The organism is Phyllobacterium sp. GQ127, assembly GCF_059758635.1.
In genome coordinates, this window is the sequence record NZ_JCAXDZ010000005.1 from 55343 (window position 1) to 71403 (window position 16061).

Sequence of the window (16061 nt, forward strand, 5' to 3'; positions counted from 1 at the left end):
GCCATGCTTTGCTTTGACCACTGTGACTTCTCCAAGCTGACTTTATGCAGCATGACACAGCTCAAAATTATTTCAAGTATGAAGTTTTAAGGTTGAAATAATTTCAGCCGATTGAGACGGAAAATATAACGAATGAAGCAAGCCCGTTTGGAGCAATTCGTATATAATATGACTTGAACGCTCATATTATATACGCTAGTCAACCCGCTCATAAACGATTGTTTCCCTCTGAGGTCGGGCAGGATTTATAATGCAGAATACCCGTTTGACAGCAACCGCGCGGGTCAATCTCCCCACGCCGCTACACTATCTCAATCAATTGGCAGATCACTTTGCTGAGCATGGCGATGTTGTGCGGACGGAACGCACGGGCCAGATAGAGTTAAGCTACGGCACAGCAACAATCGAAGCCGACGAAGAATCCTTGTTGCTTCGCGCGGAAAGCGTCGATGAAACCGGCCTTGCATATATGAAGTATGCCATCGCCGACCATGTTATCGAATTTGCGCGTAAGGAAGACCCCAAAATCATATGGGCTGGTCATGGTGCAGCAGGAAGTCAGTTGCCATATTTTCGCGAGATGCGTGTTCTATCGGCAAAGAGCATTTCCCCGAATATGAGGCGGGTGCGCTTGTGCGGCAAGGATATGCAGAGGTTTGCCTATGGCGGCATGCATGTCCGCATTCTTATTCCACCGGCGGACATAGAGGTTCCGCAATGGCCTGTAACCGGTGAGGATGGCCGCCCGGTCTGGCCGGAAGGCGATCACAAGTTGATTTCCCGCGTTTATACCATTCGCGATATCAACCCCGAAAGCGGTGAGGTTGATATTGATGTGGTGATACATGACGGCACGCCGGGGTCCGAATGGGCGCTGGGTGCGGCTGAAGGCGATGTCGTCGGTATGACGGGCCCAGGTGGCGGCGATGCTGATGACGCGGATTGGTATTTGCTGGCAGGCGATGAAACGGCTTTACCTGCCATTGGCCGGATCATTGAGCGGTTGCCCCGGAACGTGAAAGTTGTTGCGCGCATCGAGGTGGATAGTTCTGCGGACGAGCAAATTTTCAATTCTCAATGCAGCCTTGATCTGCAATGGCTGCATCGCAACGGTGCTGCAGCCGGAACGATGACATTGCTTCAGGATGCCGTAAAAGCCGTCGCGCTACCTTCAAATGGCGAGCGGATATTTGTATGGTCAGGTTGTGAATTTAATGGCTTCAAAGCTATTCGCAATTATGTGCGCAAAGATCTGAAGCTTGCAAGAACGCAACATTTGGTCGTTTCCTACTGGCGACGCGGCGTTGCCGACGAATAGTTCGCTGTTTGATACAGCGAGCTAAACCTTTGTAATTACGCAATTCCAGATGCAAAACCGCTTCACACTTTTGCTGGAATTGCTCTAGGGGCCGGAATGACATTCCATCCACGCATGACAAGCCGGGTAGAAGGTATTTCGCTGGTTGAGGAACTCAAGTGGCGTTCTTGGACTGGCGTGATCGCCGATGTCTGGTCTGTCAGGTGTGATCCCGACGCCAATGGTGAATATGTCTCCGAAGACCCACGCCTGTTTGTCATCCTCGACAAGTCCGGTCCCGGCAATTTCAACCTGTCTCTTAACCCGGCAATCCGGTGGGTCAGCCAAGCATGTACACCGCATTCCATGAGTTACATTCCAGCAGGATTGCCCATTTGGGGGCACCTTGAGAATGTACAATATTTGCGGCACCTGGATCTGCATCTTGACGTAGGTACTTTGCGGCGGCGTTTTGCCGATGAATTCATCGGCGACAGGCTCTCCATCCCCCGCATCATGTTCTCCAATGATAAAATAGCATCTCTTTCCCGGCTGATAGCTGACGAATGTGTCAGCGAGCGACCGCTCCACGCTCTCTATGGCGATGGTTTGACGATGGCTCTTTTTGTCGAACTTTTTCAAATAGGCGAGATAAAGAAACGTCAACGCAGTCAATTATCGCCGCGGCAACTGCGCGCCGTCACAACTTATATCGAGGAACATTGCCTGCGAAATATCCGCTTGCAGGAACTTGCTGATCTGGCCGGTCTTTCCCAATCCTATTTCAGCCACGCGTTCAAAGCGTCCACGGGCGTTGCACCGCATCAATGGCAAATGAGTGCGCGCATCAGGAAAGTACAATTGCTGTTGAGCAAATCAAATGCCTCTTTGACGAATGTTGCCTCAGCTACCGGTTTTTCTGATCAGGCGCATCTGACGCGCGTGTTCAAGCGCTTGGTCGGCGTGACACCAGCCGTATGGCAGCGAGAGCGTAGCTGATACCACCACGCTGAATAACGGACCAAAAACATTCAAATTACAGCAGAAAGCATCAATCCTGCGGCAATAAGTTGATATATGAACTCAACTTATATTATACGCGATAAATGACTGGTTCATCCACCGGCAGGTCGCGTTGGCGGGCATTTGCAGGGGCTTATCATGCGCAGTACATACAAATCATCACTTATATTATTGTTGGGCAGTTCGGCTGCTTTGTTATCCTTGTCGGCGGCGAATGCTCAAACAGCCGACTCTACTATCCGTTTGAATGAGATCGTTATAGAAAGCGGTGGGGATGGCTCCGCTACCGGCCCGCTAACAGGGTTCGTGCCAAAGCGTACCGCTACCGGCTCAAAAACCAGCACGTCGATTGAAGATATACCCCAGTCAGTTTCGATTGTTGGACGAGACCAGATTGACGCGCAGGGCGCCCAGAAAATCGATGAGGCATTGCGCTACAGCGCAGGTGTATTTGCGCAACCATTCGGTGTCGATAATGATACGAACTGGATTTACATTCGCGGTTTCGATGCGACCGCGAAGGGCACTTATCTCGATGGTCTACAGAACTTCAGCTACGGCTTTGGAGGCTTCCTCATCGACTCCTTTGGGATCGAGCGCATCGAGGTTTTGAAGGGCCCTGCGTCTGTTCTTTATGGCGGGAGCAATCCCGGTGGTATCGTCAATTATATCAGCAAGCGACCGAATGGTGAGCGTATCCGTTATGTCGAAACCGGCATTAATAGCTATGGAAACGGATATATTGGCTTTGACATTGGCGATAAGGCTTCAGACGCGGTTGACTACCGCATTAACGGCAAGATTGGCGGCGGCGACAATTACACGGATTTTTCCGAAGAATTTCGTGGCGTCATCAATCCAAGCATTACCTGGAAGCCGGATGATGCAACCAAGCTGACACTGAGCGCCAACTATACCCACCTTGATGCTACCCATGATGGCGGCGGTTTCCTGCCCTATTACGGCACTGTGGTACCCACCAAATTTGGAAAGATCGACCCGAAATCAAATTTCACGGAACCGTCAATTGATCGATACAATCGAGAACAAGCCTCGATCGGCTACGAGTTTGAGCATGAATTCGACAATGACTGGACGTTTCGTCAAAATGCCCGCTACGGCCATAGCAGTGTCAAAGAACACTCGCTCTACGCATTTGGCTATGCAAGTGGTCCATTTGGTTTTGCAGAACAACCAGACCTCACCGATAATCTGTCGCGGATAGATTTCGAACACGATACGACTGTAAACAATGTTCTGATCGACAATCAGCTGGAAGGGGTTGTTAATACGGGTGCGATTGAACACACCCTGCTGTTCGGCGCTGAGTATAAATACTTTAATATCGATCAGGTACAGATAAGCGGTAGCGGTACGCCGATCAGCGCAGGTGATCCGGTCCACGGTGCTCCACAAGCTTCTCTTGGAGAGCCCTATATCGATCAGGTGATAAAGCAGCATCAGGTCGGGATTTATGCTCAGGATCAGTTGCGGTTCGGCGACGGCTGGCTGGTTACGTTGAACGGGCGTTATGATTATGTAGACACAGAAGCTACCGGGCTTCCAACCTATAAGGGCAATGAAGGTCGGGCGAGTGGACGGGCTGGGATTGCCTATGATTTCGCCAATGGCATTACGCCCTATGCCAGTATTGCAACTTTTTTCAGTCCTGAGATTGGCGTTACCGGCAATCTCGAATTTTTCAAGCCGGAAACGGGTCAGCAATATGAAGTTGGCGTGAAGTATCGTCCTGAATGGTTTGACGGGCTAATTACCGCGTCGCTATTCGATCTTACGAAGAAGAATGTTGTAACGGGCGGCTTCCGGCAGGAAACGCAGATAGGCGAGGTAAATTCTCGCGGCTTTGAGATCGAAGCCCAGGCAAATATCAATGATGCGTGGAAAGTAACAGCAGCTTTCACCGCTTATGATCTGGAAGTGAAGGATGATGCCGATGAAAGCATTATCGGCAAGCGTCCATATCTTCTGCCAGAGACTCAAGCCTCTGTTTTTGCTCAATATACGGTTCCAACCGGGAAACTTGCAGGGCTGGCGCTCGGCGCTGGTGTCCGTTATGTAGGCTCCAGCTACGCAGACAAAGCCAATACGCTTAAAGTTCCGGACGTGACTCTGCTTGACCTGAAGATCGGCTACAAGAAAGACAATTGGGGCGTTGATCTGAATGTCACCAATGTTTTCGATAAAGAGTTTGTTTCAGGCTGTCAGGGTGTAAATGTCTGTGCCTATGGTGAAGGACGTAAAGCGCTTCTCAAAGCTCACATGACCTGGTGAGCGTCGTTTATAATTGCTTGCGGGATCACCAGATGGCCTGGTGATCCGATTTCAGACAAAGTACTTTGATGATTGTCATAAACCGACGTGCCGTACTTGCTCTATCGATGGCAGCGATTTTGCCTGACCGGTCGGCATGGGGGCAGGAAAAGCGCATCGCCATCGTCGATTGGGCGATGCTGGAGACGGCTCTTGCCATCGGCATCGTCCCTGTTGCTGCCACTGAGCTTCTCCAGTTTCGATCCATTGCGGTCGAACCGCATGTACCCGAAAGCGTCGCTGATCTTGGATTGCGTGGCACGCCTAACTTCGAAATGCTGCGCATGGCTGCGCCGGACATTATTCTCAGTTCCAATTTTTATGAATACCGGCGAGCCAGCCTGGAGAAGGTTGCGCCTGTATTTTCAATGACAGTTTATGAGCCGGGAACGCCGCCCTACGGGCTTGCCGAAAAAGTTGCATTGGGGCTTGGTGACAAACTTGGCCGTAGGGAAGAAGCTGCCGCTTATGTTGCAGAGACATCGGCGCTGATCTTGGACCTGCGGATGCGCTTGAAGTATCATGCTACCCGCCCGCTTTTCATTATCAATATTGGCGACGCCCGGCATTTTCGGGCGTTTGGGGCTGATAGCATGTTCGGCGACGTCGCCGGGCGGCTGGGTTTTACCAATGCATGGGGACAGGAAAGCAGCTATTCCGCCGCCGCACCCGTTGGAATGGAGGCACTCGCTGGCGTGCCGGAAGCTTCGATCCTTATTGTGGGGCCTGTCCCGCCGGAAGCGGAAAACCTACTGCCGCAAAGCGGTTTATGGAATGCTCTTCCCGCTGTGAAGGCGGGCAGGGTGGCAACGCTTGACCCGATCAACCATTTTGGCGGCTTGCCCGCTGCCCGCCGTTTCGCGAGACTGTTTGCGGGCTCGTCGCTTTTTTCAGGCAGTGCCAGCAATGATTGAGCCTAAAGCGCTTAATAGAGGGCTGCTGCTCTGGGGTGCATTGCTGATTGTTGCCGCATCGCTTTTTGCCGGGCAGATCACCGCGCAGTTTAGCCTCGCCACACGTGTCGCGCCGGAATTTGCAGGATTGCAAAAGCTCATTTTGATGGATTCCATTTTGCCTCGCAGCGCAATGGCAATTCTTTGTGGTGCGGCGCTCGGCTTTTCGGGAGCCTTGCTCCAGAGGGTATTGCGCAATCCCTTGGCAGAACCCTCGACCCTCGGGATTTCGGCGGGCGCGCAACTGGCGATGGCGATAGCCATGCTTTACTTCCCGGCGCTTATGGAAGGTGGACGAGAAGCCGTTGCCCTGGCAGGCGGACTTATCGCCGTTGCGCTCATTCTGTCGCTGACATGGCAGCGCGGTCTCGAACCCGTTTCCGTGGTTCTGGCCGGGATGATGGTTTCGCTGACCGCGACAGCGGCAAGTGCGGCACTTATCCTTGCCAATGGCGAATACATGTTTTCACTATTCATTTGGGGCGGGGGATCGCTGGCTCAGCAAAGTTGGGTGCCCGTATCGGGAATTATCTGGAAAATTCTGCTTGCGTGTGCAGCATCCATCGTTCTGCTGCGCCCGTTATCCATTCTCGGTCTGGATGACGCCAGCGCCAAAAACCTTGGTGTAGCTCTTCATGGTACGCGTTTTCTCGTTATTGGACTTGCCGTCTGGCTTGCAACAAGCGTTACTGCCGAAGTTGGTATTATCGGCTTTGTCGGACTCGCCGCGCCAGCTCTGGCACGACTGACAGGCGCGCGCTCACCACGGCAAATGTTGGCGGCGGCCCCGCTGGTTGGCGCGATCCTGCTTTGGTTGGCGGATGGGTTTGTGCAACTGGCTGCCGGCTCCGGCGGCGAGCGTATTCCAACAGGTGCTGCGACAGCACTGCTTGGAGGTCCATTGCTTCTTTGGCTGCTGCCGCGATTGCGCATGTTTGAATGGCCTTCGCTCAATGCCAAACCTGCGCCATCCCCGCGCGCACGCAGGCCAGCATGGACGGTTGCCGTGCTTGTCATCCTCACGGGTTTAGCTGCCGGGATCGCACTCGTGCTGGGGCGCGGCCCGGAAGGCTGGGTAATCGCGCGCGGCGAACTCCTTGCCGATCTTTTGCCGTGGCGCTGGCCGCGGACGGTGATAGCTGCAGCATCGGGTGCGATGCTTGCCGCCGCAGGGCAGGTCATGCAGCGTGTTACCGCCAATCTTCTCGCCAGCCCCGAAATTTTGGGCGTTGGTACAGGCGCGGGCGTCGGGATTGCCGTGCCCCTTATGTTGCTTTCGGCCCCAAATCAGATTGTTCTATTGGCCGGCGCCATGGCGGGTTCAATTATCGTTTTAGCCTTCATGCTGGCAATGTCAGCGCGCAGCGGCTTTGGGCCTGAGCGCCTCTTGCTTTCCGGCATAGCGATGGGTGCTTTGTGCAGCGCCATATTGACTGCAATTATTGCCACGGGAAGCCCGCAGGCCTTCATGCTGCTCGGATGGGTTAGCGGTTCATCCGCAGAGCGCCTGCCGGAAGAAGTGTGGGTGGCGTTGGTTGCGCTTGTCCTTCTGGTGTTGCCGCTTGTTTTCACCACGCGCTGGCTTGATATGCTGCCATTGGGGCGGCCTGTCGGTTTGGAAACGGGGCTGCCTATTCGGATGAGCCGCGGCATACTGATCATACTATCGGCGTGCCTGACCGCAGTTGCATCGCTTTTCGTTGGCCCTTTGAGTTTTGTCGGTCTGATTGCACCGCATCTTGCGCGTCTGATCGGGCTGCATAGACCATTGACGGGCCTCATCGGAGCCATGCTGATCGGAGCTTGTCTCATGGTCTTATCGGATTGGCTTGCCCGCATGGTGGCATTCCCCTATCAGCTGCCGCTCGGGCTGTTCGCATCGCTGATTTCGGGGCCGTATTTGATATGGCTGCTAAGCAAAGGCGGTCGAAACTGATCAGCCGCGCATAATCATGTCGGCGGCTTTTTCGGCAATCATGATTGTCGGCGAGTTCGTGTTGCCGGAAACTATCGATGGCATGATCGAAGCATCGGCAATGCGAAGACCTTGAATGCCGCGCACCCGCAATTGCGGGTCCACAACGGAGTCCGTATCAGCCCCCATCCGGCATGTTCCTGCCGGGTGAAAAATTGTGGTTCCGATCGCGCCAGCAGCCTCAAACAATTCGGCATCGGTCTGATATTGTGGCCCCGGTTTGAATTCTTCCGGCTTGAATTTTTGCAGCGGTTTTTGCGCGACTATGTTGCGCGTGATGCGAATAGAGTCAGCGGCGACCTGCCGGTCGCTTTCGGTGGTCAGGTAGTTCGGCCGTATCGCCGGATGGGCGCGATGATCAGGCGATTTGATATGGATCGTTCCCCGGCTGTCCGGGCGCAGATTACAGACACTCGCCGTAAAGGCCGGAAAAGCGTGAACATTTTCGCCAAATTTTTCGAGCGATAGTGGCTGGACGTGATATTGCAGATTGGCAGTGGCGAATGACGGATCTGAACGGGTGAATACGCCAAGCTGACTGGGTGCCATCGACATGGGCCCCGATTGGCGCACAAGATATTCCAAAGCAATTGAAGCCTTCCCCATCAGCCGGTTGGCCTTCTCATTAAGCGTCGGAATACCCGTTACTTTGTAAGCACAGCGCAGTTGCAGATGATCCTGCAAATTCTCCCCTACGTTGCGGCGCTCCAACACCGTCTCAATACCGGCTGCCTGCAAAATGTCGCCTCGGCCTATGCCGGATAGTTCCAGGATTTGCGGCGATCCGACCGAGCCTGCGGAAAGAATGACTTCGCGCCGGCACTGCACCGTGCGCAACATGCCAGCCTGTTCGAACTCAATGCCTTTGATGCTTAAACCATCAAGAATGAGCTTGCGAACATGCGCGCCGGTCTTGACCGTGAGATTGGAGCGGTTCTTAGCTGGGCGCAGGAATGCTTTCGAGGTATTCCATCGGATGCCGCGCTTCTGATTGACCTTGAAGTAGGACGAGCCTTCATTGTCGCCGCGGTTGAAATCGTCGGTTCGCGGTATTCCCGCCGCCTCCGCTGCGTCCCTGAAAGCATCCAGAATATCCCAGTGAAGCCGCGCTTCTTCCACGCGCCATTCGCCGCCTGCACCATGAAATTCATCTGCGCCGAGATAGTAATCTTCCGATTTTTTAAAATAGGGAAGCACATCATTCCAGCCCCATCCGGTGCATCCGTCCTGCCGCCAAAGATCATAATCGCGGGCCTGACCGCGCATATAAATCATGCCGTTGATGGATGAACATCCGCCAAGAACCTTGCCGCGAGGATAGGCGAGGGAACGCCCGTTCAATCCCGCTTCAGCCTCGGTCGAAAAGCACCAGTCGGTGCGCGGATTTGAGATACAATAGAGATAGCCCACGGGAATATGGATCCAGTGATAATTATCCCTGCCGCCTGCCTCCAGCAACAATACGGAGACATCTTTGTTTTCCGATAGACGGTTTGCAAGGGTACACCCCGCCGTGCCGGCACCGACAATGACGTAATCATAGAGGTCGTTCATGATCAGTTTTCCGACTTGCCTTCCAGCCTTTTGCCGAAACGCGAAGCATAAAGCTCACCGATAATCCCGCGGCGGAACACGAGGACACATATCATGAAGATGATGCCGGTGATTACGGTGACTGGGAATTCGGAAGTTGCCAGATAGTTCTCAAGCGCCGAGATGAGGGCAGCACCAAATACCGGGCCGACCAAAGTACCTATCCCACCAAGCAGGGTCATGAGCACCACTTCACCCGACATTTGCCAGCTGACATCGGTCAGTGTTGCGAACTGAAAAACAATCGCCTTGATGCCGCCTGCCAGCCCCGTGAGCGCCGCTGACATGACAAAAGCTGCCAATTTATATCGAGCGACAGAATAACCAAGCGAGATGGCGCGAGGCTCATTCTCCCGGACTGATTTGAGGATCATGCCGAATGGTGAATTGATGATGCGCCAGATGATGAACATGCCCAATAAAAAGACGGCAAGCACGAAGAAATACATATTCAGCGACTGGTTCAAATCGATGAAGCCGAACAGATGGCCGCGCGGCACGCCCTGAATGCCGTCTTCGCCGTGTGTAAATGATGCCTGCAGACAGAAGAAGAAGAACATCTGCGAGAGAGCGAGGGTGATCATCGTGGAATAGATGCCCTGACGCCTGATGGCGAAAAAGCCGATAATCAAACCTAGAAACGCAGCCCCCGCAACGCCAACGAGAATACCCAGTTCGGGCGAAAATCCCCACTCCTTCACCGAATGGGCAGTGAAATAGGCAGCGCCGCCAAAGAAGGCGGCGTGGCCGAACGAAAGAATGCCGGTATAGCCAAGAAGGAGATTAAAAGCGCATGCAAACAGAGCAAAGCACAGCACCTTCATCAGGAAAACTGGATAGAAAAAGAAGGGCGCAAGCACGAGAAGCGCAATGCCTGCAACGATCAGCGTAACTTCCAACGACAGATTTTTTTGTCTTGGTGCGGTGAGGGCGGATTGTGTCATGTCATGCATCCTTTCCGAAAAGACCTGCGGGACGCACAAGCAGCACGATTGCCATGATCACGAAGATGACGATGTTGGAGGCTTCCGGGTAGAAGACCTTTGTCAGCCCCTCCAATATGCCGAGCATATAGCCGGTTATGATGGCGCCCAATATGGAGCCCATGCCGCCAACGACAACAACCGCGAACACGATGATGATCAGGTTTGATCCCATGAGCGGACTGACCTGATAGATTGGTGCCGCCAATATTCCGGCAAGACCGGCAAGTCCAGCGCCGAGGCCATAGGTAAAGGTGAGCAGCAAAGGAACGTTGATACCGAATGCGCGGACCAGCGTTGGATTTTCTGTCGCCGCCCGCAGCTGTGAGCCCAGTCGGGTCTTTTCAATGAGCAGCCACGTTCCAAGGCAAACCACCAAGGATGCCAGCACCACAAAGCCACGATATTTCGGCAGGAACATGAAGCCGAGATTATAACCACCTGTCAGAGCGCTTGGAACGGCATAGGGCTGACCTGCTGCGCCATAATAATAGCGGAACATGCCTTCCAGAACGAGCGCGAGGCCGAAGGTGAACAGCAAGCCATAGAGGTGATCAAGATTATAAAGTCGCGAGAGCGCGACGCGCTCGATGAATGCACCAGCGAACCCGACAATAATGGGAGCCAGTATCAAAGCTGGCCAATAACCAATGCCGAGTTCTGCAAGAAGCAGGTAACCAACAAATGCGCCGATCATATATTGCGCGCCGTGGGCAAAATTGATGACGCGCAGGAGGCCGAAAATGATCGCTAGTCCAAGGCTGAGCATTGCATAGAAAGAGCCGTTGATGAGGCCGATCAACAATTGCCCGAGAAAAGCCTGAAGGGGTACCCCAAAGATCATTGTCATTTCAAACTCCCAATGCTTCGTTGAGCATGGTCATGCGATCCGGCAATTCCTGAACCGGAAAATTGTCGATGATCTTTCCGTGATCAACAACGTAAAAACGATCAGCTACCTTGCTGGCAAAACGGAAGTTCTGCTCAACGAGCAAAACTGTCATTCCCCTCTGCTTCAAGGTAACGAGCACCTCGCCTATACGTTGAATGATGACGGGCGCGAGGCCTTCGGTTGGTTCGTCAAGCAAAATCAGTTTTACACCGGTGCGCAGAATGCGCGCTATTGCCAGCATCTGCTGTTCGCCGCCGGAAAGCTTGGTGCCGGGGCTGTTGCGGCGCTCTTTAAGGTTTGGAAAGAGATCGTAAATCTCTTCGATCGACATCCCGCCATTGGCAACGACGGGCGGAAGACTCAAATTCTCGTCAACCGATAGCGTTGCGAAGATGCCGCGTTCTTCCGGCACAAAGCCAATACCGGCATGCGCTGCGCGATGAAGCGGCACGCGCATCATGTCCTTGCCGTCGAAAGTAATCGTACCCGTGCGCTTGCGTATGATGCCCATGATTGAACGCAAGGTCGTCGTTTTGCCAACGCCGTTGCGTCCCAGCAGGGTTACGGTCTCGCCCTGATGAATATCGAGATCAATGCCATGCAACGCATGACCTTCACCGTACCAGGCATGAAGATTGCGGACTGTGAGAAGAGGTTTTTTGTCAGTCATGCTCGGTCCCCATATAGGCAACGCGCACGCGCTCATCCTGGCTGACAGTCTTGTAATCGCCTGAAGTCAGTATTTCGCCGCGCTGAAGCACGGTGACCTGATCGCAAAGATCCGCGACGACTTTCAAATTATGCTCAACCATAAGAATGGCGCGGTCCTTGGCGACCTCACGAATAATATCGGAAACGATGTGCACATCCTCATGGCCCATGCCCGCCATTGGCTCATCAAGCAGCAGCACTTTCGGGTCAAGCGCTAGTGTCGTTGCGATTTCAAGAACTCGTTTACGGCCATAGGAAAGATCTGCCGCAAGCCTGTTGCGCGCATCTGTCAAACCAACTGCATCGATAAGTTCGTTGGCGCGCTCGTTCAATTTGTTCAGGGCGCTCATCGGAAGCCAGAATTGCGTCGATAGATGTCCTGGCCGCTGCAATGCGACACGAACATTATCCAATACGGTCAGATGCGGAAAGACGGCCGATATCTGAAAAGAACGCACCAATCCCATGCGCGCCACACGTGCCGGATCGGTTTTCGTTATATCATGATCAAGCAGCATGATGGTGCCGCTCGAGGGCTGCAAAAACTTTGTCAAAAGATTGAAGACCGTGGTTTTGCCAGCTCCGTTTGGTCCGATCAAGGCATGGACTTTGGCATGATGGACATCAAGGTCAACATTGTTGACAGCAATAAATCCACCGAAATCACGGCGCAGGCCACGGGCGGAAAGAACCACCCGTGACGTCTGATTATCGGGTGTGCCGGGAGAGGATTGTCCTCCCCCGAACGCAGTTGCGGCAGAACTGGTCATGCTTGCTACTTGACCAGATTGCAGCCGCTTTCGGCTGGTTTGATATAGGCTTCGTCGCCTGGTACCGTGGCCAGAACCTTGTAATAATCCCAAGGTGCCTTGCTTTCGTCCGGCTTCTTGACTTCCATCAAATACACATCGCTGATCAGGCGGCCATTCGCGCCGACCTTCGCGCCCCGTCCGAATACGTCATCGACCGGCATTTCATGCATCGCGGCAGCGACTTTTTCCGTATCGTCCGTCCCTGCCTTCTGGATGGCCTTGAGATATTGCGTTACGCCGGAATAGGTGGCGGCGTGAATCATATTGGGCATGCGGCCGGTGCGGTCGAAGAACTTCTTGCCGAAAGCACGCGATTCATCATCACGATCCCAATAGAAGCTTTCGGTCAGGGTCAGGCCCTGCGCCGCTTCGAGGCCGAGACCGTGAACTTCCGCCAGTGTAAACAGTAGGGCTGCGAGGCGCTGGCCGCCTGCAACAATGCCGAATTCAGCAGCTTGCTTGATGGCATTGGCAGTATCAAGACCGGCATTTGCGAGGCCGATGACTTTTGCGCCCGAGGACTGCGCCTGGAGAAGGAATGAGGAATAATCACTGGTTGCCAAAGGATGGCGGACCGAACCCACGACCTTACCGCCCTTGGAGGTAACGTATTTGCTCGTCTGTTCTTCCAGCGAATAGCCGAATGCATAGTCAGCTGTCAGGAAGAACCAGCTATCACCGCCAGCGCCCACGAGCGCGCCGCCAGTGCCAACGGCGAGCGCGTGCGTATCATAAGCCCAGTGGAAGCCGTAAGGTGAGCATTGCTTGCCTGTCAGTTCCGCAGTTGCGGCACCGGTAACGAGATCGATCTTCTTTTTCTCTTTGGAGATGCCCTGAACGGCGAGAGCCACCGAGGAGGTTGTCAGTTCCATGATGGAATCGACCTGCTCTGTATCGTACCACTGGCGGGCAATGTTAGAAGCAATATCGGCTTTGTTCTGGTGATCCGCTGAAATGATCTCAATTGGTGCATCAAGAACCTTGCCACCAAAATCTTCAGCCGCCATCTTCGCAGCTTCAAACGACCATTTGCCGCCGAAATCCGCATAGACGCCGGACTGATCATTCAAAATGCCGATCTTGACCTTGCCATCGGAAATTTCGGCGCTGGCTGCCGGAATCACTGTAGCTGCCATCAAAGCAGCGGTTACGACGGTTAAAAGCTTCATTCTTCTCTCCTCCCAAAGATTAATTGTCTGGCTGGGCATCAAATGATGACCGCCATTGGTGAACTGGATATAATTGTCATGTGCTGATCGCGAACCAGCGATTAGCTCGCCTTCGCTTGGTAGTTCCCTCCCTCGATCCAGCCCATTCTTGCTGAACATTCTTCTTCCCATGATTGCGCCGTTTCTCCCGACCGGCAACCATGTTGTTGAAAAAAGTCTAGCATTGACAAATAAGTACACAAACATCTAATTTTGCACATATTCCGTACAAAAATGTACATGAAGGCTTTGCACACAAATGCGACAGTTCACATGGGATGATCTCCAGTATTTTCTGGCTGTCGCCCGCACCGGCCAATTGACCACAGCAGCGCGGCGTCTGCGGACAAATCACGTGACCGTTTCGCGCCGGATCGAGCGATTGGAAGAGGCGCTGTCGGCCCGCCTGTTTGAGCGAAATCCGCGCGGCTATATTGTTACCGCGCTTGGGGAAAAACTGATTGAATCTGCGGAGGTCATGGAGCGCGAAGCAGAGCGTTTTCAGAATGAAGCATCGGGAGGAACTGTATCACTTAGCGGTGTGGTCCGGCTGAGCATCCTTGAGGGGTTCGCCAATTTCTTTCTGGCAGACCGTTTGCCGCTGATGACACAATCATACCCGGGGCTATCTGTGGAAATGGTGACAATTCAGCAGATCGTATCCTTGTCGCGGCGTGAAGCGGACCTATCAATAACGCTCAACGCCAGCCGGACAGGACGCTATCATCAAGAAAAACTGATGCCATATCGGTTGTTCGTCTACGGTTCGGCAGACTACCTGGCGCGGCACGCAACAATCAAACGACAGGCGGATCTCTCAGAACACCGATTTATCGGTTATATTGAGGACATGATATTTACGCCCGGTCTCGATTATATGCGCGAGATACTTCCGGGTTTGCGTGCATCCTATCAAAGCTCTAGCATTTTCGCCCAGCTTAGCGCGGCGCGCACCGGTTTTGGCTTGTGTATTTTGCCTTATTACATTGCTTGCAACTATCCTGAACTCGTTCCGGTCCTTCCCAAGGAATTGCACCTCAATCGCGACTATTGGCTCATTTGTCATGAGGATATTGTAGGTACGCCGCGCATCAGAGTGTTGAGCAATTTCATTAAATCTGAACTCGAAAGCCAAGCCGCCGATTTTGCCGGTCAGCCGCTTATGGATGGCTCGTAAAACGAGCCGGCGACAGGCGTGAAAGCAGGGGTTCCACATTGGCGTCGGGAGCGCGTCCCCGGATCAAAGCTGCTGCAAGCGCCGACAAGGCCGGCGAAGTCTGGATACCGTAACCGCCTTGTCCTGCAAGCCAAAAGAAGTCATCCACCGTATCATCAAAACCCGCGACAGGAGTCCTGTCCGGCGCAAAGGTGCGTAGGCCTGCCCAGCTACGCTCGACCCGATTGACTGGAACGGTGACAGCCTGCTCGAAGCGATAGAGACCTTCGGCGAGGATCATATCGTCAACATAGGCATCATGCGGCTCGACGGGAATTTCGTCGGCGGGCGAGACAAACATGCGTCCGCCATCGGGCTTCAGATACCAGGCTTCGTTGACATCATCGACAAGCGGCCAATTGCGGGTGTCGTGACCATCGGGCGCTGGTAGAACTGCAATCGAGCGGCGCAGCGGCGTTAGCCCAAGAGGCTTGGCGCCAAATATTGCGGCTGTCAGATCTGCCCAGGCACCAGCGGCGTTGATAATGATCCGGGCGCTGAAAACCTTGTCGGATGCATTGACGATCCAGCCACCGGCAACGCGATTGGCGCTGGTGACTTCGGTATTGGTAAAAAGTCGGACGCCCAGCGCCGATGCCTTGCGCAACCAGCCCTGATGAAGAGCGTTGACGTCGATATCTTGTGCATCCTCTTGATAAGCGGCGGCTTTGACGTAGTCGCGACTGAGGATGGGTACCAGAGAAAGCGCTTTGTCGACAGAAATAGCTTCTACGCCAATGCCGTCTCGGACAAATTCTTCGCATGTCGCGACGCCATCTTCATCGGCGACCGTCAATGATCCCCGCGCTGTCAGCAATGGTTCGGGAAAAAGGCCCGTGTCTCGATGGTGAAACATCGGTGCACTGGCTCGGTTTAGCCCACGAATGACTTCATTGCCATAATTTGGAATGAAGATTGCCGCCGACCGTCCGGTAGAATGATATCCGGCCTGACTTTCGCGCTCTACGACAACAACACTGTGCGTGTCAGCCAAGGCGGCCGCGACACCAGCGCCAGCAATGCCTGCGCCGATGACAAGGACGTCGGTCTCAATAGTTTCACTCATC

Annotated in this window: 13 protein-coding genes; 6 read left to right on the forward strand and 7 right to left on the reverse strand. The window is 53.7% G+C overall.

Annotated elements, in window-relative coordinates; all coding sequences use genetic code 11:
- The first annotated feature begins 250 nt into the window (after positions 1 to 250).
- The 5 genes from AC6CHM_RS18010 (at position 251) to fhuB (ending at position 7540) form a co-directional block, all read left to right on the forward strand.
- Positions 251 to 1318, forward strand: coding sequence for a siderophore-interacting protein (locus AC6CHM_RS18010; protein ID WP_115053372.1), 1068 nt, complete (start codon positions 251 to 253; stop codon positions 1316 to 1318).
- A gap of 96 nt (positions 1319 to 1414) precedes the next feature.
- Complete coding sequence (locus AC6CHM_RS18015) at positions 1415 to 2296, forward strand: helix-turn-helix domain-containing protein (protein ID WP_498173931.1); 882 nt, start codon at positions 1415 to 1417, stop codon at positions 2294 to 2296.
- Positions 2297 to 2458: 162 nt separating this feature from the next.
- Positions 2459 to 4612, forward strand: a complete 2154-nt coding sequence (locus AC6CHM_RS18020) for a TonB-dependent siderophore receptor (protein ID WP_498173932.1) — start codon at positions 2459 to 2461, stop codon at positions 4610 to 4612.
- A 68-nt stretch (positions 4613 to 4680) separates the two neighbouring features.
- Positions 4681 to 5565 (forward strand): iron-siderophore ABC transporter substrate-binding protein, encoded by an 885-nt coding sequence (locus AC6CHM_RS18025; protein WP_337354902.1) that lies wholly within the window; start codon positions 4681 to 4683, stop codon positions 5563 to 5565.
- Positions 5558 to 7540 carry a Fe(3+)-hydroxamate ABC transporter permease FhuB gene (gene fhuB / locus AC6CHM_RS18030; RefSeq protein ID WP_498173933.1) on the forward strand — a complete coding sequence of 661 codons (1983 nt, stop codon included), beginning with the start codon at positions 5558 to 5560 and terminating at the stop codon, positions 7538 to 7540. Before AC6CHM_RS18025 ends, fhuB begins: the two co-directional genes overlap by 8 nt.
- Here fhuB and AC6CHM_RS18035 read toward each other — a convergent pair whose 3' ends face one another.
- The 6 genes from AC6CHM_RS18035 to AC6CHM_RS18060 are packed head-to-tail and all read right to left on the reverse strand — an operon-like array spanning position 7541 to position 13739.
- On the reverse strand, positions 7541 to 9133 hold the full coding sequence (locus AC6CHM_RS18035) for a GMC family oxidoreductase (protein ID WP_498173934.1): 1593 nt from the start codon (positions 9131 to 9133) through the stop codon (positions 7541 to 7543).
- A 2-nt stretch (positions 9134 to 9135) separates the two neighbouring features.
- Positions 9136 to 10116 (reverse strand): branched-chain amino acid ABC transporter permease, encoded by a 981-nt coding sequence (locus AC6CHM_RS18040; RefSeq protein ID WP_115053378.1) that lies wholly within the window; start codon positions 10114 to 10116, stop codon positions 9136 to 9138.
- A 1-nt stretch (position 10117) separates the two neighbouring features.
- Positions 10118 to 11005, reverse strand: a complete 888-nt coding sequence (locus AC6CHM_RS18045) for a branched-chain amino acid ABC transporter permease (RefSeq protein WP_115053379.1) — start codon at positions 11003 to 11005, stop codon at positions 10118 to 10120.
- A 1-nt stretch (position 11006) separates the two neighbouring features.
- Complete coding sequence (locus tag AC6CHM_RS18050; protein WP_115053380.1) at positions 11007 to 11717, reverse strand: ABC transporter ATP-binding protein; 711 nt, start codon at positions 11715 to 11717, stop codon at positions 11007 to 11009.
- Positions 11710 to 12528 carry an ABC transporter ATP-binding protein gene (locus AC6CHM_RS18055; protein ID WP_307275531.1) on the reverse strand — a complete coding sequence of 273 codons (819 nt, stop codon included), beginning with the start codon at positions 12526 to 12528 and terminating at the stop codon, positions 11710 to 11712. Before AC6CHM_RS18055 ends, AC6CHM_RS18050 begins: the two co-directional genes overlap by 8 nt.
- 5 nt (positions 12529 to 12533) lie before the next feature.
- Positions 12534 to 13739 (reverse strand): ABC transporter substrate-binding protein, encoded by a 1206-nt coding sequence (locus tag AC6CHM_RS18060; RefSeq protein WP_115053809.1) that lies wholly within the window; start codon positions 13737 to 13739, stop codon positions 12534 to 12536.
- A 298-nt stretch (positions 13740 to 14037) separates the two neighbouring features.
- On the opposite strand from AC6CHM_RS18060, the gene AC6CHM_RS18065 reads away from it, so the two are divergent.
- Complete coding sequence (locus tag AC6CHM_RS18065; RefSeq protein ID WP_115053382.1) at positions 14038 to 14955, forward strand: LysR family transcriptional regulator; 918 nt, start codon at positions 14038 to 14040, stop codon at positions 14953 to 14955.
- On the opposite strand, the gene AC6CHM_RS18070 is transcribed toward AC6CHM_RS18065, so the two are convergent.
- Entirely contained in the window at positions 14939 to 16060 is a 1122-nt protein-coding gene (locus AC6CHM_RS18070) for an NAD(P)/FAD-dependent oxidoreductase (RefSeq protein WP_498173935.1), read from the reverse strand. The genes AC6CHM_RS18065 and AC6CHM_RS18070 overlap by 17 nt on opposite strands.
- Between the last annotated feature and the right edge of the window lies 1 nt (position 16061).

What these genes read in the sequence shown, in the direction of transcription:
- AC6CHM_RS18010 (WP_115053372.1), top strand. Translation starts at nt 251, where the DNA reads ATGCAGAATACCCGTTTGACAGCAACCGCGCGGGTCAATCTCCCCACG.
- AC6CHM_RS18015 (WP_498173931.1), top strand. Translation starts at nt 1,415, where the DNA reads ATGACATTCCATCCACGCATGACAAGCCGGGTAGAAGGTATTTCGCTG.
- AC6CHM_RS18020 (WP_498173932.1), top strand. Translation starts at nt 2,459, where the DNA reads ATGCGCAGTACATACAAATCATCACTTATATTATTGTTGGGCAGTTCG.
- AC6CHM_RS18025 (WP_337354902.1), top strand. Translation starts at nt 4,681, where the DNA reads ATGATTGTCATAAACCGACGTGCCGTACTTGCTCTATCGATGGCAGCG.
- fhuB (WP_498173933.1), top strand. Translation starts at nt 5,558, where the DNA reads ATGATTGAGCCTAAAGCGCTTAATAGAGGGCTGCTGCTCTGGGGTGCA.
- AC6CHM_RS18035 (WP_498173934.1), bottom strand. Translation starts at nt 9,133, where the DNA reads ATGAACGACCTCTATGATTACGTCATTGTCGGTGCCGGCACGGCGGGG.
- AC6CHM_RS18040 (WP_115053378.1), bottom strand. Translation starts at nt 10,116, where the DNA reads ATGACACAATCCGCCCTCACCGCACCAAGACAAAAAAATCTGTCGTTG.
- AC6CHM_RS18045 (WP_115053379.1), bottom strand. Translation starts at nt 11,005, where the DNA reads ATGACAATGATCTTTGGGGTACCCCTTCAGGCTTTTCTCGGGCAATTG.
- AC6CHM_RS18050 (WP_115053380.1), bottom strand. Translation starts at nt 11,717, where the DNA reads ATGACTGACAAAAAACCTCTTCTCACAGTCCGCAATCTTCATGCCTGG.
- AC6CHM_RS18055 (WP_307275531.1), bottom strand. Translation starts at nt 12,528, where the DNA reads ATGACCAGTTCTGCCGCAACTGCGTTCGGGGGAGGACAATCCTCTCCC.
- AC6CHM_RS18060 (WP_115053809.1), bottom strand. Translation starts at nt 13,739, where the DNA reads ATGAAGCTTTTAACCGTCGTAACCGCTGCTTTGATGGCAGCTACAGTG.
- AC6CHM_RS18065 (WP_115053382.1), top strand. Translation starts at nt 14,038, where the DNA reads ATGCGACAGTTCACATGGGATGATCTCCAGTATTTTCTGGCTGTCGCC.
- AC6CHM_RS18070 (WP_498173935.1), bottom strand. Translation starts at nt 16,060, where the DNA reads ATGAGTGAAACTATTGAGACCGACGTCCTTGTCATCGGCGCAGGCATT.